The organism is Lutibacter oricola, assembly GCF_900106565.1.
GTDB classification, from domain to species: Bacteria; Bacteroidota; Bacteroidia; order Flavobacteriales; family Flavobacteriaceae; genus Lutibacter; species Lutibacter oricola.
In genome coordinates, this window is record NZ_FNNJ01000004.1 from 97342 (window position 1) to 119035 (window position 21694).

Genomic DNA, 21694 nt, shown 5'->3' on the forward strand with positions numbered 1-21694 from the left:
TTTTTTTTTTACTCTAAAGCCGGATCTTTTTTCTTTAAAATTAAAGCTAATAACAATCCAAATACTGCAAAAATGGCAATTGAAATTGTAAATCCTTTAAGTAAAGAAAGTGGGCTATAAGGTTTGTCTTCTTTTATTTTTTCTATTGCCTCATCAAATTTGTCATGGAACTCATCAACTTTATCTTGAGGAGCGTCACCCATTTGATTTGCAAAAAAATCTCTTTGTTTTTCAGTTAAGGCTATTTGCTCTTCTTTAACAACTTGTTCAAAGTCTTTATCAATTACATTAAATAATGCAAAGTTTAAAAGTGTTGATAAAAAGAAACTTACAATTATCATTATAAAGTAAGATGCGAAAGCTTGTTTAAACGAAATAAATCCACCCAATGCTTTTTTTGAAAAAGCAATAACAAGAATTCCTAATATAATAACTGCTAAAAACACATAAGCAAGTGTCCAATAACTAACTAGTAAAGATATGTCAAAGGCATAACCAAGCATTGTTGGTAAGATTAATAGGAAACCTAAGATTAATCCAAAATTAATTCCGTTTTTTTTGATAAATTCATTCATAAGGTTTGATTGTTTGATAAACAAATATACTAAATAAGGTGTAATAGTAACGTTGTTATAGTTTATTAATTGATTTATATTATTATAATTTATTAGTAAACAGAACCTTAAAAATGTTACAAAAAAATATAAAAAAAATGATTGTGTAAACTAAAAAATGATTGTAGATTTGCATCGGCAAGTCCTACACAACTAGCTCCCTTTGAATCCTCCAGGGCGGGAACGCAGCAAAGGTATTAGGTTGTAGCAGTGTGATGTAGGTAGCTTGCCATTTTTTGTGCGCTAAAGTTACGTTTCAAAATTTACTTTTCTACAAATAAAATCTTTATTAAATTGCTATCATTAGGTTTGAAAATGTATTTTTGAACTAAATTTTCAAAATTAAATTTCAATAATGTCAAAAGTTGTATTAATTACAGGAGGTTCGTCGGGAATTGGTAAGTCTGTTGGTGAGTTTTTAACTTCAAAAGGATTTATAGTTTACGGTACAAGTAGAAATCCTCAAAACATTAAAAACCATCCGTTTAAATTAGTAGCATTAGACGTTAGAAATGTTGAAACTATAGAAGCTGCTATTTCAGAAGTTATTAAAAATGAAGGGAAATTAGATGTATTGGTAAACAATGCAGGTATGGGAATTACTGGTCCTGTTGAAGAAACACCAACTGATGAAATGCGCAACGTTTTTGAAACAAATTTTTTTGGTGCTATCGAAGTAATGAAAGCTGTTTTACCAACTATGCGAGCTCAAAAAAGTGGGTTGATTATTAATGTTACATCAATTGCAGGTTATATGGGCTTACCTTTTAGAGGAATTTATTCCGCAACAAAAGGAGCTTTGGAATTAGTAACAGAAGCCTTAAGGATGGAAGTGAAAAATTTTGGAATTAAAGTTACCAATGTAGCTCCAGGAGATTTTGCTACAAATATTGCAAGTGGTAGATATCATACTCCAGTTTTTGAAACATCACCATATAAAAAAATTTACCAATCTAATTTAGATTTAATGGATAGCCATGTAGATAGTGGGAGCGATCCTATTCAAATGGCAGAAGCTATTTACAAGGTAATAAACAATTCAAATCCGAAGGTGCATTATAAAGTTGGAGATTTTATGCAAAAATTCTCAATTGTTTTAAAAAGAATACTGCCAGATAAAGTTTACGAAAAATTATTAATGAACCACTATAAATTATAATCAAATAAGTACTTTTGTGAAAAGTAAATTTTTGATAACGAATTATTTAAATAACATACAATGAAATTTTTTATTGACACAGCAAATTTAGATCAGATTAAAGAAGCGCAAGCTTTAGGAATTTTAGATGGAGTTACAACAAATCCATCATTAATGGCAAAAGAAGGAATTACTGGAGCTGAAAATATTTTACAACATTATCGTGATATTTGCGAGGCTGTTGATGGAGATGTTTCTGCTGAAGTTATTGCTACAGATTATGAAGGTATGATTAAGCAAGGTGAAGAATTAGCTGCTTTAAACCCTCAAATAGTTGTTAAATTACCTATGATTGCTGCAGGTGTTAAAGCTTGTAAATATTTTTCAGATAAAGGAATTAAAACAAACGTAACATTAGTATTTTCTGCAGGTCAAGCATTATTGGCTGCTAAAGCTGGAGCAACTTATGTTTCTCCATTTTTAGGTCGTTTAGATGATATTTCAACAGATGGATTAAACCTTATTTCTGAAATAAGAACTATTTATGATAATTATGCTTTTGAAACTCAAATTTTAGCAGCATCAGTTCGTCATACAATGCACGTAATTGATTGTGCAAAATTAGGAAGTGATGTTATGACTGGACCTTTAAGTTCTATTACAGGTTTACTAAGACACCCATTAACTGATAGCGGTTTAGCTCAGTTTTTAGCTGATTATGCTAAAGGAAACTAATTCAATTTTTGAATTTAGATATAAAAAAGCCTCGCATTGCGAGGCTTTTTTATTGTGTTAACTTTAAGTTTTATCGATTTACAATTCTGATTGAATGAAAGGAAAAGAAGAATCTCTTACTCAGAAGGTGGGATTCTTCACTGTGTTCAGAATGACAATTGATTATTTTGTCATTCTTGTGAAAACAAGAATCTATTCGTACGTTGTATGGATTCTAGCCTACGCAGGAATGACAACTTATTTTTACTGTAATTTCTCTTTTAAAAGCTTAATATCATCACGTAATTTAGCAGCAACAAGAAAATCTAATGCTTTTGCAGCTTCTTCCATTTGTTTACGTTTATCTTTTATTCTAGATTCAATTTCACCTTTAGTTAAGTAAGTTAAATCTTCTTCGGCAGCCATTGCAACCGAATCATCCTTTTGATATGTTGATCCGGTGTTGTTACCTAATGTATTTTCAATACTTTTATTAATTTGAGTTGGTATTATATTATTAGCGGTGTTGTATGCAATTTGTTTTCCTCTTCTATACTCAGTTTCGTCAATGGTTTGTTTCATACTACGAGTAATTTTATCGGCATACATTATTGCTTTACCTTCAACATTACGTGCGGCTCTACCAATAGTTTGGGTTAATGATCGATGCGAACGTAAAAAACCTTCTTTATCAGCATCTAAAATGGCAACTAAGCTAACTTCAGGTAAATCTAGTCCTTCACGCAGCAAGTTTACACCAATTAAAACATCGAATAATCCTTTACGTAAATCAGTCATAATTTCTACACGCTCTAATGTATCAACATCAGAATGAATATAACGACAACGAATTTGAATACGAGTTAAATATTTAGCCAATTCTTCAGCCATACGTTTGGTTAATGTTGTAACCAAAGTACGTTCATCTTTTTCAACTCTAACTTGAATTTCTTCAATTAAATCATCTATTTGATTTAAACTAGGTCTAACTTCAATTTCTGGATCTAATAAACCTGTAGGTCTAATTACTTGTTCTACTACAACTCCTTCGGTTTTTTCTAGCTCGTAGTCTGCTGGTGTGGCACTTACATAAATAACTTGATTTTGAATTACTTCAAACTCTTCAAACTTTAAAGGTCTGTTATCCATTGCAGCTTGCAATCTAAAGCCATATTCTACCAAGTTTTCTTTTCTACTTCTATCACCACCATACATTGCGTGAACTTGTGGTACTGTAACATGACTTTCATCAATAATCATTAAAAAGTCATCTGGAAAATAATCAATTAGGCAGAAAGGTCTAGTTCCTGGCTCTCTACCATCTAAATAACGAGAGTAGTTTTCAATACCGCTACAATAACCTAATTCGCGAATCATTTCAAGATCAAATTCAGTACGTTCTTTTAATCTTTTAGCTTCTAAGTGTTTACCGATTTCTTTAAAATAATCGAATTGTTTTACTAAATCTTCTTGTATAGCGTGTATGGCATTTTGTAAAACATCTGGTGATGTTACAAACAAGTTTGCCGGATAAATATTTAATTGTTCAAATTTTTCTACAATTTCATTGTTATTAACATCAAAACTTTCAATTTCTTCAATTTCATCACCAAAAAAGTGTACTCTGTATGCGTGTTCTCCATACGAAGGATAAATTGTAATAGTATCACCTTTTACTTTAAAGGTTCCGCTGCTAACTTCAGTTTCGGTTCTAGAATATAAACTTGTAACTAATTGATGTAAAAATTTTGTTCTAGAAATAACTTGATCTACTTCAATAGAAATAACATTCTTTTTAAATTCAACCGGGTTACCAATACCGTACAAGCAAGAAACGGATGCAATAATAATAACATCTCTTCTTCCAGAAAGTAATGCAGAAGAAGCACTAATTCTTAGTTTTTCAATATCTTCATTAATAGATAAATCTTTTTCTATATACGTTCCGGTAACTGGTAAAAAGGCTTCTGGTTGGTAATAATCATAATACGATACAAAGTATTCAACAGCATTGTTTGGAAAAAACTGTTTAAACTCGGAATACAATTGAGCTGCCAATGTTTTATTATGAGCTAATACTAGTGTGGGTTTTTCAACCTCTTTAATTAAGTTGGCAACGGTAAATGTTTTACCCGAACCGGTTACACCTAAAAGCGTTTGGTATTTTTCTTCTCTATTAATACCATCAACTAATTGTTTGATGGCTTGTGGCTGGTCGCCAGTAGGTTTAAATTTAGATTCTAATTTAAATTGCATATTGCAAAAATAAGCTATTTATATAGATTGATTTGTTAACATTCATTTAAATAGTTAACGCTTTTATAACTTAAACTTTGAGTTTTAATTAACTGTAATTAAGAGTTTGGTAACAGTGCAACGGTAAGTTTGATGCTTAATAAATTTACTAATTCAAATGAAAAAAATAACAGTATTACTATGTAGTTTAATAATTACAATAACTGCATTTTCACAATCAACAGGTATAATAAGCGGAGTGGTTACAGATTCGAAAGGACTACCATTACCAGGAGCATCTGTTATAATTGAAGAGTTAAAAACAGGTTCATACACTGGTTTTGATGGAAAATATAATGTATTAAACGTTACCAATGGAACACACGAGTTAATTGTTACGTATTTAGGTTACGAAACCATTAAAGAGAAAGTTACTATAAACAACGATTCAAAAGTTATTAACTTTAAATTAAAGGTATCTACAAACAGGTTAAATGAGGTTGTTTTAAAAGGAAGTATGGCTCAAGGGCAAGCAAAAGCTTTAAATCAACAAAAAGCAAATACTCATATTACAAATGTAGTAGCATCTGATCAAGTTGGAAAATTTCCAGACGCTAATATAGGAGAAGCTTTAAAACGTATACCTGGTATTTCTATGCAAAACGATCAAGGTGAAGCTCGTAACATTGTAATTCGTGGTATTGCACCGCAATTAAACTCTGTAATGTTGAATGGAGATAGAATTCCTTCTGCTGAAGGTGATAATAGAAATGTGCAAATGGATTTAATTCCTGCAGATATGATTCAGGTTATTGAAGTTAATAAAGCAATAACATCTGATATGGAAGCAGACGCCATTGGAGGTGCTGTAAATTTAATTACTCGTACAGCTCCTTCAAACTTTAGAGCTTCTTTAACAGCTTCGTATGGTCAAAATCCAGTTAGAGAAACTCCTCTATATAATATTTCTGGGTTAATTTCTGGAAGAACTTCAGATGATAAATTGGGAGCAGTAGTTAGTATTTCTCAATATTCAAATGAATATGGGTCTGATAATATTGAATTTGAATGGGATGGAGATTTTGACAAGCCAATTCTTTCTGATCAACAAATTAGAAAATATAATGTTAAAAGAAATAGGCAAAGTATATCTGCCAATTTAGATTATAAATTTAGTGCTAAAAATGCTATTTACTTTAAATCTATTTACAATGTTCGTAAAGACTGGGAAAACAGGTATAGATTTAGATATAAAGGTATTGAAGAAGTAGCGGATGGTTTATATGAAGCAGAAGTTAGAAGACAAACTAAGGGTGGAACTGAAAAAAACGCTAGGTTAGAAGAGCAAAAAGTTAAAAAGGTTTCGTTTAAAGGAGAGCATATTTTATTTAATTCTGTAGAACTTGAATGGAAGGCTAATTATTCTGAAGCTTCAGAAGAAAGACCAAACGAGCGTTATATAAGTTATAGAAATAAAGATGTTGCCTTAACTCAGAATTTAACAAGTTTAGAATTTCCAGAAGTTGTACCTGTAGGTTCAGATTTTAACGATCCAACAGAATTTGATTTGAAAGAAATTTCTGAAGAAAATAAACTAACAAAAGAAGTTAGTAAAGGTTATAAAATGGATTTAGACATTCCGTTAATTAAAACGGGAGATAACCAAAACAAACTAAAAATTGGTTATAAATACAAAGACAAAGAGAAATCTAGAGATAACAACTATATTGAGTACGAGCCAACAACTGGCCTTGATTTTTTAAGTAATATACCTTATTCAGACCAAACAGTTTCAGGTTATTTAGCTGGCGATAAATATGAACTTGGTAATTTTGCTGATGCAAACTTTTTAGGAGGTTTAGATTTAAACAATTCAATTTTATTTGAAAGTGAAGCAATTTTAGAAGAATTTGTTCCTCAAAATTATTTAGCTAGAGAAGAAGTACAAGCAGCATATGCTATGTTTACTCAAAAGTTAGGGTCAAAATTTAATGCTATAGCAGGTGTTAGGTTCGAAAAAACAAATTTAGATTATACAGGATATAGAATTGATATTGAAACAGCAGAAAGTTTGGATGATGTTGAGGTAGTAAGTGCTTCTAAAAATTATTCGAATTGGTTACCAAACTTGCAGTTAAAATATAGTATTAATACTAGTAATATAGTACGCTTGGCATATTCTAATTCAATTGCTAGACCAAATTATTACGATTTAGTTCCTTACCAAAACTTAAATTCTGACGATTTAGAGTTTGAAGAAGGTAATCCAAATTTAAAAGCAACAGAGTCTATGAATTTAGATTTAATGTATGAAAAGTATTTTTCTAACGTGGGTATATTTTCTGCAGGTGTTTTTTATAAAGATTTAGATAATTGGATTTATACCTACAGAGAAGATGATTATGTAGATGCTGCATTTCCAACCGAAACTTTTGAATATTCTCAACCAAGAAATGGTAAAACAGCAAGTATTCTAGGGTTTGAAGTTTCTTTACAACGTAAGCTTAACTTTTTACCTGGATTTTTACGTAACTTAAATCTTTACTTAAACTATACATACACAAATTCTGAAACTGATGGAATTGAAGGTAGGGAAGATGTTGCTTTAGCAGGAGCAGTAGAAAATATGTTTAATGGTTCTTTAGCTTACGAAACAGATAAGTTTTTAATGAGAGCTTCTGTAAATTTTGCTGATGATTATATTGATGAGTATGGAGATGAAGCTTTTGAAGATAGGTATTACGATTCTCAGTTATTTTTAGATGTAAATGCCTCTTATGAAGTACTAACAGGTTTGCGTTTGTTTACTGAATTTAAAAACTTAACAAACCAAGAATTACGTTATTATCAAGGTACACAAGCTCAAACTATGCAAGCAGAATGGTATGATTTTAACTGGAATGTTGGTTTAAAATATAATTTCTAAAAAATAGTTGATTTTAATAAAATATAGCCCATACATTTTTGTGTGAGGTTTATAAATTTTTAAAAAATGAAAAAAATAATATTAATATTAGTTTTTATTGTTACTGTGCTAAGTTGTAAAGTTGGTGTAGTAAATCAAAAAGAAATGCAATTAAAACCAGTAGTAAATTTAGTTGCAGATTTTGAAACTGACCCTGTAAGTAAATCAGATGATGCTGCAGATGATTCTTGTATTTGGATTCATAAAAAAGATGTTTCTAAATCCACTATTATTGGAACTAATAAGCAAGAGGGTTTAGTGGTTTATAATTTACAAGGAAAAGAAATTTACAACTACCCAATTGGTAGAGTAAATAATGTAGATTTAAGAGATAATTTTATGTTTAAAGGTAAAAAAGTTACAGTTGTATCTTCTTCAAACAGAACATATAATACAATTACATTGCATATTGTAAATGAAAATACAGGAGAGTTAATAGATGTTACTAAGCGCCCAATTGTATCTTCGGTAAATGAAGTATATGGTTTAGGAATGTATAAAAGCCCAAAAACAGGAAAGTTTTATGTTATTGTAAATAGTAAAGATGGTGGAGTAGAACAGTGGGAGATATTTGAGGATAAAGGTTATATAGACGCTAAAGTTGTTAGAAATATTGTTGTTGGCGGACAAACAGAGGGTGTTGTATGCGACGATTATTATGGTAATTTATATATTGGTGAAGAAGAAAATGCACTATGGAAATACAATGCAGAACCGAATAAAGGAAATAAAAGAACTAAAATTATTTCTACGGAAGATTTAAATATGAAAGCAGATTTTGAAGGTATTACTATTTACGATTCTGGAAAAGGAGAAGGGTATGTTATTTTGTCTTCACAAGGAAATAATTCTTATGCAGTTTTTGATAGAATTTCTAATCAGTACAAAGGGAGTTTTTTATTAAAAGATGGTAAAAGTATTGATGGTACTTATGATACAGATGGAATTGATGTTACAAATGTAAATTTTGGAGGTAATTATACAAAAGGTTTTTTTGTAGCTCAAGATGGTGCAAATACAAAGGGAAAAGATTCTTTAAATCAGAATTTTAAAATAATTAATTGGAAAAAAATTGAAGAAGGGTTAAAACTTCAATAAAATTATCGTCTAATTAAACTAAAATGACCTTTTAGAATGTTGCCATTTTCTAATTCTATTTTATACCAATAATCTGTAGATGGTAATGGATTTCCGTTGTAGTATCCATCCCAACCAGTATCATTAGGTTTTAATAGTTTAATTAATTTTCCAAATCTGTCAAAAATATAAATATTAGAATTTGGTTGAAATTCTATTCCTGGAATATGCCAAGTATCATTATAACCATCATTATTTGGTGTGAAAAAGTTTGGAATACTTATTAAAAATATAGTTAACTGTGCTTCGGTACAGTTTTCTATATCTTTAATAGTTATTATATGTTCACCTCCAATTACGTTATTAAAAGTATTAGTTGTTTGAAATATGCCATTGTCTAGAGAGAACTCGAATACACCATTTGGAAGAGTATTGGTTAGTATTGTAATTGAATTACTAGAAGTATTGTTTATAATTTCTAGATTGTCATCATTAAATTCTGTTAATAAATCTATTGGTTGAGAATTTACCTGAATAGTTTTTGTACTAATACAATTTGATCCAGATATTTTTCTTGCAGTAACAGAATAATTTCCTACACTAGAAACTTTAAGTTCAGCTTCGGTTCCTACCAATTCATTAGCCTCATTAAACCATTCGTATAAGTAATTGTGTGCAGGGTTTTTAATGTTTATTATAGAGTTTTCAGAAGTTAAGCATAACGTAATTTCCGAATCTAAATCAAAATCAGGAGCAGGTTCAACGTTTAAAGTTACGTGAAAACCTAGTCCAAAACAGTTATTTGCTACATCATCTACTCTAACCACAATTTGTTGTGTAAAAGGAGTTGTATTTCTATAATTTGAAGGATTAATAGCATTTGTTTCTGCAAGAGCATTTGTAATATCTTCATAATAAGTTACAGTATAGCTAGTGTTTGTTGGTAAGGTGTTTAGAACTTGATTGGTGGCACTACTAAAATCAAAGGTTTTAATACCATTGGTATCATCATTATCAATTTGCGTATCATCACATTCATTAAACGTAATTATTAAATCATCAGGAATATCAGTAGCAGCAACTTGCAAATCTACTTGAGCTACACTAAAGCAATTTGAAGTATTTTCTACTCTTGCCCAAACTGTTGAAATTGTACTATTCGAAAAAGCTGTTGAATTTGTAATAGAGTTTGTATTACTTGTAGCATTTGCTTCCGAAGTAAAAAAAGTTATGGTTGGTAAAGGAGTTTCAGAAGTAATATTTACAATAACTTCTTCTAAATTAAAATCTACAATTCCATCTAAATCATCATCGCATTGAATTAGCGTAATAGGGCTATTAATTATTGGGGCATTATTTATAGTAACATCTATTGTTTTTGTTGTTTCGCAATTTAACCCAAGTGGATCTGTAGCTATTACAGTGTAAGTTCCGCTTGTATTAATTGCGGCAGATTCTGTTGTACTAATTGTTGTATTAACATTATTAAGCCAAACATAATTATAAGTTGCTACTGGGTTTTCAATACCAATTATTTTATCAATATCATTGTCGCAAAATTCTATGGTTGAAGCTAAATCAAATTCAGGAATTTGAACAACATTTAATGTTACGTGAAAACCTAAGCCAAAGCAACCATTGTTTAAATCGTCTACTCGAACAACAATTTGCTGAGAGTTGGGTGTTGTGGTTGTGTAGTTTGTTTCGTCTATTGTATTTGTTTCAGCTAATGCATCAGCAACAGTTTCGTAATAACTTACCGTTAGGTTGGTTGCAGGTAGTAAATCGGTTAAAAGTTGAGCCGTTGTAGAGCTAAAATCAAAGGTAAGTACCCCATCTGTATCATCATCACATTCGTTAAAAGTATACATTAAACTTGTAGGTATTTGGGTTGAAGTTACTTGTAAATTAACTTCAGCAGTTGCAATACAATTGGTTTCGTTCACAACTCTTGCCCAGACAATTGAGTTTGGATTGTTAGAAAAATTAGTAGGATTGGTAATAATATTTGTATTTGCCAAAGCATCAGCTTCATTTAAAAAATAAGTAATAGTTGGAGTTGGTGAAGCTGTTGAAATTAGTGAGTTTGCTTCTTCTAAATTAAAATTGGTAAAACCATCTAAATCATCATCACATTGAATAAGTGTAACGGGCGAATTTACAATAGGTAAATCGTAAATTGTTATTTCTAAAGTAATTGTTTCAACCTCAAAACCAATTGTTATAACTGCAGTAACTGTAAAAGTTCCAGTTGAAGTAAATGTATGGTTAGGGTTTTCTATTGTTGAAGTATTGTCAACACCAGAAGTTGGGTCTCCAAAATCCCAAACAATACTATCTGGTGGAGTAGTAGAACTTAAGTTAAATTCTGTAGTGCTACCAAAACAAACATTATTTGCTGTTATATTGGTTAAAAAAAAGGATTGTATAAAAGGAGGTAGACCTTCAACTACATTTCTATTTGGGTCACCAGCGCTAATATCTAATGCGTTGTGTACATAATTACAAGCTAGTCCATCTGCTTCAGGATTGTTAATAATACCTAAAAAGGGTGTTCCAGTTTGTGAACTTTGTGTAATAGACAGTGCTCTGTATATTTTGCCATCAATTGCTAATTGTACAGCACCTCTTGTATTTACATTAGAAGTGTGAATTAATACTCTTGATGTTGAAACATTGGCTGCTAGTAAATTATATTGAAAAAGTTTACTTGGTGTGGTTTGCTGTATTCCATTTTGTTGATTGGTAGTTACGTATAATTTTCTACTTTGTGCTGAAAATTCTACTCCGTACGGAATGTCGTCAGGAGAATCTAGCGCCAATATATTTTCATTACTAACAATACCAGTAGTACTATTAAAGTCGTATAATTTAATACTGTGGTTTCCTCCAAAGTTAGCACAAGCAATTTTTGTTCCATCTGGTGAAACTTTTAAATATCCACGAGAATCAGAAGAGTTAGAAGCTGCTGATATTACAGGAGTTAAGTTTACTCCAGTAGCATCTACTCTCCAAGAATAAAATTGATCTTGAATAAAAGAAATTACCCAAAATGAATTATTATCTGCGTGTTTTACAGCTGTAATTTTTTCGTACGCTTGACCAATTACATTTATATTTTTTTCTGAAGAAATAATATCTCCAGTTCCTCCATTTAGAGTTAAATCTACAGTAGAATAATTTATTCCATTAAATGAAAAAGGCGAAAATCCACCTCTGTCATCAACAGTAAAAATATAGTATTGGTTTGCATTGTTAGGTTTAGGAACTATTATGGCCGATTGTGTACTCGAAGTATTACCTAAAAGTCCAGTTCCGTTAGGCATTATTGCGTGGTTGGTATCCCAAACAGTAACTCCATCTGTATAAAACAATAAATTTCCTTGATAATCAGATATAGTTGCACAGCCTTCAAAAGTGTTTAATTGACCGTCAGTTAAAACCACAGGAGCCCCGGAGTTAAAATCTAACCCAGCAAATTCTCCAAAATACCAAATAGCCGCTTCATTCTGCGAAAATGATATAAAGTGAATTAAAATTAGTAAATATAACGGTATTCTTTTCATGTTGAAAAGAGTTTATCTTTACTCTAAGATAATATAAATCTCTTATTATTAATAATTTATAATAAATTTAATTGAGATTTAATGTTGTTTTAGCTTCTGATTAAGCTAAAATGACCTTTTCTAATTTTAGTATTTCCATTTTTGTCAACTAATTCTACAAAAAACCAATAATCTGAAGAAGGAAGAATTTTACCATTGTAAACTCCATTCCAGCCAATTCCTTTGGGATCAATTTTAGTAATTAGTTTTCCAAAACGATCAAAAACTTGGATAGCAGTAATTCGATAAAAATCCTCGTTAACACCTTGTATTTTCCATGTATCATTAATTCCATCATTATTAGGCGTAAAAAATTTGGGGAAACCTAAAACATAAAATTGTTTACTACTTAAGTCACAAGCAAATTTGTTTTTTACATAAATAGTATGTACTCCTGGTGTTAGTTTACTAAAATGAGGCTCAGGTTGGTATATTCCATACTTATTATCTAAAGAAAATTTATTTTCATAATTATTATTAATAGTAATAAAAGCAGTGTTTTTATCTATGTCTACATCAATGCCGTTTATTATGGGAGCATCTACTTTAATAATATTAAACTGTTTTATTTTGGTGCAGTTAGAAATTTTATGGGTTATAGTTACCGAAATATCTTGCTCATTAATAATAGTAGTATTATGTGCCAAGTTACCATTACTCCAGGTATAGTTGTAATCATCTTGAAGAGCTGTAGGTATGGTTGCAGATATATTTACTGGAAAATCATTTTTGCAAACGTGTAATTCTTCATTCAGATTAATTAGTGGGAAATAATTAATCTCTAAATCAAAATTTCCAGCGCCATAACAAGTTCCATTGTTTAAAACTCTAAAATAAACCTTCTTTTCTTCTGAAATGTAGGTGCCGTTAATTCTAATATCGTTAAATACGTCATCTTCTGTGGCGTAAAAAAATACTTCTATAGTACTAGAAAGGTTTAAACTGTTTATAATTTCTAGCTCTTTTGCAGCTAAATTAAATTCTGCAGTGTTATCTCCTAAATCGCAACCAATTAAATTAGTAGTTGTTAATAATAGACTAGGATTTGCTATTAATTCAACTTTTCCTAAACTATAGCAGTCAGAATTTTTGTAAGTTATTTTTGCTGTTACTTGTTGATTTGGAATTGTATTTTGAAAAATAGTAGGTAAATAATTTTCATTGTTACTATCGGCCTCGGCATCTACATCATTTAAATAAAAGTAAACATTAAAATTTTCAGCATTGTTAAAGGTAAGTGCATCAATTGAAGCTTTAAGGTTGAATACTCCCAATTCATCATTTGGGTTACTATCGTAAGAATCGCATTGTATTAATTGATGTGTTGTGTTTAAAATAATAGGTTTGTTTTTAATAATTACATCTTTACTTATTGGTTCTTTAACCTCTCCGTCAATTGTTTTTGTTAGGGTAACAGTGTATGTGCCAGTATCTTTATAAGTGTGGTAGGTATCTATATCTGTAGAGGTTGTGCCATCTCCAAAATCCCAATGCACTTCATCTACATCTTCAAAATCATTTAAAAAGAAATGAGTTGCATCTCCAAGACAAGTAAATTCATATTTAAAACTAAATAAAAATAACGATTGAATAAAAGGCGGTAATCCCTTAACTGCAAACTTTCCTCCTAAATAAATTTCACTTTCTTTAAAATCACAAGCAGTACCAATTTTTTCAGGTGAATTTATAACAGATAAATATTCGCTAGAGGCATTTACAATTGCAGGGTAACCAGAGCGGTATATTTTTTTATCAATAGCTAATTGTAGTGCTCCTGCTACCCAATTATTTTTTTTAATTATTTTTTTTGAAGCTCCAATTGAACTTCTTTCTATATCGAATTGTAGTAAAGAACTTCCTTGAGTAATTCCATCGCTATCATAATTGTTTGAAGATATGTATAACCTTTTTGATCGTGCAGAAAATGCTAGTCCATATGGATTTATACCCGAAATTACATTTGTTGGGTTAGAAATGGTTCCTGTTGAATTATTAAAATCATATAAAAGTACTTTTCCTGTATTTCTAACTAAACCTCCTTTTGGGTTTGGCTCATTTGTATTTCTAGTACCCATATGAACAACTCCAATTTTTTTACCATTTGGAGAAGACTTTAAATAACCAATGGCATTTAATAAGTACCCACCAATTGGAGCAGTTGCAGTAGTTTGTGAAATTTGAGGAGTAGTAGTAACACCTTCTTCTTTTACTTGAAACGCATAGAATTTATTTATAAAATGTGTAATAACCCAAAAAGAATTACCATCTGCGTGTTGAATTGCAGTTATTTTTTCTGAACATTTGTAAGCCGTTTCTTGTGGGTTATTTTGATTATAAGTTACAAGGTGAATGTTTTTTTTTGAAGTATTTACAGCTCCTAAACCGCCATTTAAATTCATATTTACTTCACTATAGTTTAAACCATCATTTACACCATCGTCTGTATGTGTTTTTGGATCATCATCAGCATTTGATGGGCTAGGCTCATCTACAGTAAAAATATAGTAGATATTAGGTTTAATAGGGTTTGGGACAATAATTGCAGATTGTGAGCTAGAGTTATGACCTAATAAACCTGTACCGCCTTGCATAATTTGATGGTTAGCATTCCAAACAGTTCTTCCATCGGTATAAAAAAGAAGGTTTCCATTTTTATCAGACATAGAAGCAGAACCTTCACTTGTATTGGTTTTTCCGTTAGTTAAAGCTATGGGGCTTCCACTATTAAAATCTAAACCTGCTTCTACACCAAAGTACCAAATACTAGCTTCTCTTTGACTATAAGCGCAAGTTAGATTTAGAGAAACTAATAGTATGAACAAAAATTTAGTTTTCACAAGTAATCGATTTTATTTAAATGTAATAAATTAAAAATGAGCTACCTACGAATTAAGCTGAAATGTCCTTTTCTAATTTTACTTACTCCATTTTTGTCTATTAATTCAACAGAAAACCAATAATCTGATGAAGGAAGAATCTTGCCATTATAAACTCCATTCCAACCAATTCCTTTTGGATCAATTTTAGTAATTAGTTTTCCAAAACGATCAAAAATAAGAATGTTAGAAGTAGCATAAAAGTTTTCGTTAACACCTAGTATTTGCCAAGTATCATTAAACCCATCGTTATTTGGTGTAAAAAATTTAGGGTATCCAATTACAGATACATCAATTTGAGCAATACCACAGTTGTTTTTATCTCTAACAAATATTGTTCTAATACCTGGTGCAACGTTTTCAAAAACTGGTTCATCTTGATAAATTCCGTCAATATGGTCTAAAGCAAATTCATAATCTCCTATTCCAAGATTATCTGTTGAAATGGTTATTGAATTATTAGCAGTATCATCAACAATAGAAATGTCGTTTTCAGTTATAGTTGCAATAATTGATGGTTCAATAGTAACTGTTTGTGGAAAAGATTCACAACCTTCTGTAGAAGTTGCAATTGCTGTATATTCGCCTTCTTTAGAAATAAAAACATTGCTATTTGTACTTATAGATAAACCAGAACTATCAAACCATTGGTAGGTGTAAATTCCTTGAGGGTTTGTTACGTCAATTTCAACATAAGGTAAGTTTTGACAGTATATTTCTGTTTCAGGAATTTCAAAAACAGGTCTTGGTTGTACAACTAATTCTAAATGTGGTCCCATTCCAAAACACTCTCCATTATCATCACTTTCAACACGTACAAAAAGAGTTTGGTTGAATGGGGTTTCAGATAAATATGGTGTATTTGTTAAAATTTCGTTTTGTTCTAATTGAGCATCTACTAAGTTTCTATAGTAAGCTACAGAAAGATTTTGTCCAGAAGGAAATAAAGCAATAATTTCAGTTTCGTAACCAGATAGGTCAAATTCACGTAAACCATCGATATTTGCATCATCATCACATTCAATTACGGTTCTTAAATATCCAGTAGGAAATGAAGTTGCTGAAACTAACAAATCTACTTGGGCAACTCTATGGCAGCCGTTCGTGTTTTCAATTCTTGCAAAAACAGTTGATAGGGTATTGTTATTATGAGGAGCACTAACAATTGGAGCATTGTTTGTGTCTGCATCATTAAAACTAGCAAAATATGTTACTGTTAACGAGGTATCTCCGATAGTTAAAAAATCATTGGCTTCATCTAAATTAAAGTCGGTAAAACCATCAGTTGTTCCATCTTCATCACATTGTTTAAATACAAAATTCGAATTGATAACAGGCAGTGTAAAAACTTCAACATTAAAATTAGTTGTAGCGCTACATAGGTTATTGTTTACATTTTCGATATTTACATAAACTGTTTGTAAGCCACTAGTTGAATTAACAAAAGCTGTTGGTGTTGTTATTTGGTTTGTTAGAGAAACATCCGTAAAATAAGTTATGTTAAAATCTGTAGCATTTTGGCCGTTTAAAATTTCAGTTTCTTTAGTGCTTAAATCAAATTGCTCAATTCCATCAATATCTGTTCCTGTTAAATTAGAATCGCAAATAGCATAATTAACTATTGTTGTTGATGGAGTAGGAGTTTCAAAAACTTCAATGGTAAAGCTTTCGGTTAAATAACAATCTATATTTTCTTTATTATGAATTCTAACATATATAGTATCTGTACTAAAAGCACTACTATTTTGGTAAGCAGTTGTTATTTCATTTGTGTTAGCATCTGCATCTGCCTGAGTTGTATGGTATGAAACATTATAAATTAGCGATAATTGTCCGTTTAAAACTTCAGTGTCTTTAAGTACAGGTAAATCAAAATTAAATAGCCCATCATTATCATCATCACATTGTAAAATATTTGAAGGTTTTAATAATGAAGGAGATTCAAAAAGTTTTAATTCAAAAGAAGTTACAGAAAAACAACCGGAAGTATTGTCTTCAATTCTAACCCAAACAATTTCATCGGTATTTGCAACTGCATTGGTGTAATTGTTAGGTAAAATTCCAGAAGTGTTGTTTAATAACGCGTCATTTTCAGTATCGAAATAAGTTAAAGTATTATTAGCTGCATCTGCATTAATTCCATCGTTTACAGTTAAATCAAATGTTACAAAACCATCATTATCATAATCACAGCTAGGTATATCAATAGCAGGGTTAAAGGTAACACCAGAGTTTACTGTTAGTGTAAAATCTATTACGCTAAAACATTCAGTAACAGTATTTGTAAGTCTTTGATAAATAGTTTGTGTAGTACTTGTATTTTGATAATTACTTGGGTTAGTAATTGGGTTTACACCTAAAGTAGCATCATTATTAGATGTATAATAGGTTGCTACAACATTTGATTGTGTACCAATGGTGCTATTATTTACTAATAAGTTAAAGGTTGATATATTGTCTAGGGTTCCATCGGTATCACATTGTTCAATATCTAACGTGTTTCCTGTAGGCATATTAATTGTAGGTGCTTCAGAAAAAGTAGCAGTACCACTCCAAGTAATGTCAAAATTGCTTGTACCAATTGGTCTGTCAACTACTAAAAAGTACGAATCTCCATCATTTACAGTTAACCACTGTACAAAACTATTTCCTGCAGCACCAGGACCTTCAGCAGTATCTGTTTCAGTACCATTTAGCCCTGTAAAATTGTTACTTTGTCCGGCAGCTTGAGGATTTGTTGTTGAGCATCTAATTGCTTGTCCAATGTTTCCACAGTTTACATTTGGTCCAAATATAAAAAAGTCAAAATCTTCTGTAATTGCCGAGGAATTGGGTCTTAGTGTAAAACCTAAAGTACCTCCAGTATTAATATTCAATTTTAACCAAATACTATGGTTTTCTTGACTAGAACAAGTATTTGAACCACTTAACTCTTGTGTACCAAAGCCAGAAGCTTCTAAGTCTGTATAGCCACTATTTCCACAAACAACAATAGCATCAACACAATCGTTTTGAGCGTTTAATGTAAACGAAATAATAAAATTTAAAAATAGAAGTAATATTATCTTTTTCATAGCAATTGTTATCTAACAAGGCTAAAATGCCCTTTTTTAATACGAGTATTATTGTCTTTATCTGTTAATTCCACAGAAAACCAATAATCTGCTGCAGGTAAAGTTTGTCCATTGTAAACACCATTCCATCCATTTCCTTTAGGGTCAATTTTGGTTATTAATTTTCCAAAACGGTCAAATATTAGAATATTTGATGTTGCATAAAAGTTTTCATTAACACCTAAAACTTGCCAAGTATCATTATAACCATCATTATTTGGTGTGAAAAATTTTGGATATCCAATTACAGAAACGTCAATTTGTGCTGCGCCACAGTTGTTTTTATCTCTAATAAATATAGTTCTAATACCAGGAACTACATTTTCAAAAACGGGATCATCTTGGTATATTCCATCAATATCATCTAACGTAAATTCATAATCGCCAATACCAAGATTTAGTGCTTCTATTGTTACTGAATTGTTTTTAGTATCATCTACCACAGTAATATCATCTAGAGTTATTGTAGCAATTATAGATGGTACTATAGTAATAGTTTGTGGAAAAGATTCGCATCCTTCTAGAGATGTTGCTACAGCAGTATATTCTCCTTCACTAGAAATAAAAGCATTACTATCTGTACTTATTAAGGTTCCAGAACTATCAAACCATTGGTATGTGTATATACCATTGGCATTTGTTACATCAACTTCTACATATGGTAAATTTTGACAAAAAATTTCTGTTGAAGGAATTTCGAATTCTGGTCTAGGTTGTACAATTAATTGTAAATGTTGTCCCATTCCAAAACACTCACCATTGTCATCACTCTCTACACGAACAAATAATGTTTGATCAAAAGCTACTTCATTTGTGTATTCTACATCTGTAGGTATTTCGTTTTGTTCTAATTGTGCATCTAATAAATTTCTGTAATAAGCAACAGAAAGGTTTTGTCCTGATGGAAATAAAGCAATAATTTCTGCTTCATACCCAGAAAGATCAAACTCGTGTAAACCATCTATCACGGCATCATCATCACAAGCTGTAATAGTTTTTAAATAACCAGCAGGAAAAGAAGTGGCAGAAACTAATAAATCTACTTGCGCAACTCTATGGCATCCGTTTGTATTTTCAATTCTCGCAAAAACAGTAGATAATGTACTGTTATTATGTGGAGCACTTACAATTGGTGAATTGTTAGTGTCTGCATTATTAAAACTATCAAAATATGTTACAGTTAAAGCAGTGTCTCCATTTGTTAAATAGTCATTTGCTTCATCTAAATTAAAATCTGTAAAACCATCTGTTACACCATCTTCATCACATTGTTTAAATGTAAAGTTAGAATTGATAATTGGTAATGTAAAAACTTCAACATTAAAACTTGTTGTAGCACTGCACGTGTTATTTGAAGCATTTTCGACTAGCACATAAATGGTTTGTAAACCACTAATTGTATTTTGAAATGCAGTAGGTGTTGTTATTGTGTTTGTTAATGCTGCATTTGTAAAATATGTGATATTGAAATATGCTGGATTTTGCCCATTTAAAATCTCTGTTTCTTTAGTTGTTAAATCGAATTCTTCTATTCCATCGGTATCAGTTCCAACTATGTTTGAGTCGCAAATAGCATAGTTAACTATGGTTGTTGATGGAGTAGGGGTTTCAAAAATTTGAATAGTAAAACTTTCAGTTAAATAGCAATTGATATTTCCTTTATTATGAATTCTAGCATAAATAGTATCTGTACTATAAGCACTACTATTTTGGTAGGTAGTAGTAATTGCATTTGTATTAGCATCTGCATCAGTTTGAGATGTAAAATATGTAATTTCAAAAATTGCAGGATCTTGTCCGTTTAGAAATTCAGTATCTTTTAAGCTAGGTAAATCAAAATTATATAAACCGTCATTATCATCATCACATTGTTCAATGTTTGCTGGTTTTAATAATGTTGGGTTTGTATAAACTTCTAGCGTAATTTCACCTTCGTAAATAGTTTTGAACCCACATAAATCTGTTGTTTCACAATGAAAATTATAAACACCACTATCTGAAACTCCAAGTGATGGAATGTTTAACGTGGATGCCGAACTGATAACTGTGCTATTGTATGTCCAAGTATAAATAGGTGTACCAGGAATATTTTGTGGTTCTAAGTTAAAAGAATCTCCAACACATTTTTTTACGGTTGTATTGTTTATGTTTACTGTGGTAACACCATCTGTAATTTCAACAGGAATTAATATTGAAGCAATAAAAGGCGGTAAACCTTGCATTGCAAAGCTTCCATTTAAATCTAACGCATCATTTTCAAAATTACATGCAGTTCCTAAAGCATCAGGAACATTAATGGCGTCTAAAAAATTGGTACCGTTATAATAATCAACAGGTACGGTTGCATAAATTTTTCCGTTTGGAGCAAGTTGTAAAGCTCCTCTATATCCAACTTTAGAATTAATAACTGTTTTGCTTGCAGGAATATCTGTATTCGTTAAATCGAATTGATAAATAGTATTATTTGTACCTGTAAATACAGAAGTGTATAGTTTGGTTGAATTTGGAGAAAACTCTACACCATAAGGTTCTCCATCAGCTCTTGCATCCGTAATTAATCCAATGGCATCATTTGATACAACTCCAGTAGCATCATTAAAGCTGTATAAATGTAATCTACCTTCTCTTGCTTGATCAGAATTATTTGCATTGAATGTTGCACAAGCAATTTTTGTTCCATCTGGTGAAACTTTTAAATATCCTCTATTGTCTACTGTATTGTAATTTACATTAGAAATAACAGGAGTATTAATTAATCCTGTAGTATCTACTTTATAGCTATAAAAACTATTATCTACTAAAGAAATAATCCAGTAACTATTACAGTCTGCACCTTTTACTGAAGTTACTTTTTCTGTCCAATCATTGTCTCTTCCGTCAGACAAGTTAATGGCAGCACCAAAAACATCACCCAAACCTCCGTTTAAAGTCATATCTACAGTGTAAGCATTTAAGCCAGGGTTAGAGCCTGTAAAATTTGCTCCTACGGTAAAAATATAGAATACATCTGTATTTCCTGGGTGCGGAACAATTATAGCAGATTGTGTACTTGAAGAACTACCTAATAAGCCAGAACCATTTGGCATAACATTGTTTGTTCTATCCCAAACGGTTGTTCCATCAGAGTAAAATAAGAGATTACCATCTTTATCTGAAAATGAAGAACAACCTTCATTTGTAGATAGGGATCCATTGATAGGCGATGGCGTTCCTCCATTAAAATCGATACCAGCATTTAATCCGAAATACCAAAAATTTGCCTCACCTTGGCTATAGGATAAACTACTAAAAAGAATAAATAGAATTAATACTAACTTTTTCATTTGAAAATTTGATTGATAATCTTCAAATATATTA

General features: G+C 30.8%; 10 protein-coding genes and 1 other RNA gene. 5 read left to right on the plus strand and 6 right to left on the minus strand.

Annotated elements, in window-relative coordinates:
• Nucleotides 1-8: 8 nt before the first annotated feature.
• Entirely contained in the window at nt 9-575 is a 567-nt protein-coding gene (locus BLU40_RS09745; protein ID WP_090122869.1) for a DUF4199 domain-containing protein, read from the minus strand.
• 175 nt (nt 576-750) lie between these two features.
• Here BLU40_RS09745 and ffs point away from each other — a divergent pair.
• From ffs to fsa, 3 genes are all read left to right on the plus strand, one after another.
• Nucleotides 751-849: signal recognition particle sRNA small type (gene ffs, locus BLU40_RS09750), an RNA gene on the plus strand.
• A 120-nt stretch (nt 850-969) separates the two neighbouring features.
• Complete coding sequence (locus BLU40_RS09755; protein WP_090122871.1) at nt 970-1773, plus strand: SDR family oxidoreductase; 804 nt, start codon at nt 970-972, stop codon at nt 1771-1773.
• Between the two features lie 60 nt (nt 1774-1833).
• Nucleotides 1834-2487 carry a fructose-6-phosphate aldolase gene (gene fsa, locus BLU40_RS09760; RefSeq protein ID WP_090122873.1) on the plus strand — a complete coding sequence of 218 codons (654 nt, stop codon included), beginning with the start codon at nt 1834-1836 and terminating at the stop codon, nt 2485-2487.
• 243 nt (nt 2488-2730) lie between these two features.
• Here fsa and uvrB read toward each other — a convergent pair whose 3' ends face one another.
• Entirely contained in the window at nt 2731-4722 is a 1992-nt protein-coding gene (gene uvrB, locus BLU40_RS09765) for an excinuclease ABC subunit UvrB (RefSeq protein WP_090122875.1), read from the minus strand.
• 157 nt (nt 4723-4879) lie between these two features.
• Here uvrB and BLU40_RS09770 point away from each other — a divergent pair, with 157 nt between their 5' ends.
• Nucleotides 4880-7627: a TonB-dependent receptor gene (locus BLU40_RS09770; protein WP_090122876.1), complete on the plus strand. Its 2748-nt coding sequence runs from the start codon at nt 4880-4882 to the stop codon at nt 7625-7627.
• 66 nt (nt 7628-7693) lie between these two features.
• Nucleotides 7694-8764: a phytase gene (locus tag BLU40_RS09775; RefSeq protein WP_090122878.1), complete on the plus strand. Its 1071-nt coding sequence runs from the start codon at nt 7694-7696 to the stop codon at nt 8762-8764.
• 2 nt (nt 8765-8766) lie between these two features.
• Here the strand turns inward: BLU40_RS09775 and BLU40_RS09780 are convergent, their stop codons facing one another.
• The 4 genes from BLU40_RS09780 to BLU40_RS09795 form a co-directional block, all read right to left on the minus strand.
• Nucleotides 8767-12309, minus strand: a complete 3543-nt coding sequence (locus BLU40_RS09780; RefSeq protein WP_090122880.1) for a T9SS type B sorting domain-containing protein — start codon at nt 12307-12309, stop codon at nt 8767-8769.
• Nucleotides 12310-12398: 89 nt separating this feature from the next.
• Nucleotides 12399-15185, minus strand: a complete 2787-nt coding sequence (locus BLU40_RS09785; RefSeq protein ID WP_090122882.1) for a T9SS type B sorting domain-containing protein — start codon at nt 15183-15185, stop codon at nt 12399-12401.
• Nucleotides 15186-15226: 41 nt separating this feature from the next.
• Nucleotides 15227-18298 carry a T9SS type B sorting domain-containing protein gene (locus BLU40_RS09790; RefSeq protein ID WP_090122884.1) on the minus strand — a complete coding sequence of 1024 codons (3072 nt, stop codon included), beginning with the start codon at nt 18296-18298 and terminating at the stop codon, nt 15227-15229.
• A gap of 8 nt (nt 18299-18306) precedes the next feature.
• Nucleotides 18307-21660: a T9SS type B sorting domain-containing protein gene (locus BLU40_RS09795; protein ID WP_090122886.1), complete on the minus strand. Its 3354-nt coding sequence runs from the start codon at nt 21658-21660 to the stop codon at nt 18307-18309.
• Nucleotides 21661-21694 lie beyond the last annotated feature (34 nt).

Coding starts and splice junctions, on each gene's coding strand:
- BLU40_RS09775 (WP_090122878.1), top strand. CDS start 7,694: ATGAAAAAAATAATATTAATATTAGTTTTTATTGTTACTGTGCTAAGT.
- BLU40_RS09770 (WP_090122876.1), top strand. CDS start 4,880: ATGAAAAAAATAACAGTATTACTATGTAGTTTAATAATTACAATAACT.
- BLU40_RS09745 (WP_090122869.1), bottom strand. CDS start 575: ATGAATGAATTTATCAAAAAAAACGGAATTAATTTTGGATTAATCTTA.
- BLU40_RS09795 (WP_090122886.1), bottom strand. CDS start 21,660: ATGAAAAAGTTAGTATTAATTCTATTTATTCTTTTTAGTAGTTTATCC.
- uvrB (WP_090122875.1), bottom strand. CDS start 4,722: ATGCAATTTAAATTAGAATCTAAATTTAAACCTACTGGCGACCAGCCA.
- BLU40_RS09780 (WP_090122880.1), bottom strand. CDS start 12,309: ATGAAAAGAATACCGTTATATTTACTAATTTTAATTCACTTTATATCA.
- BLU40_RS09755 (WP_090122871.1), top strand. CDS start 970: ATGTCAAAAGTTGTATTAATTACAGGAGGTTCGTCGGGAATTGGTAAG.
- BLU40_RS09790 (WP_090122884.1), bottom strand. CDS start 18,298: ATGAAAAAGATAATATTACTTCTATTTTTAAATTTTATTATTTCGTTT.
- fsa (WP_090122873.1), top strand. CDS start 1,834: ATGAAATTTTTTATTGACACAGCAAATTTAGATCAGATTAAAGAAGCG.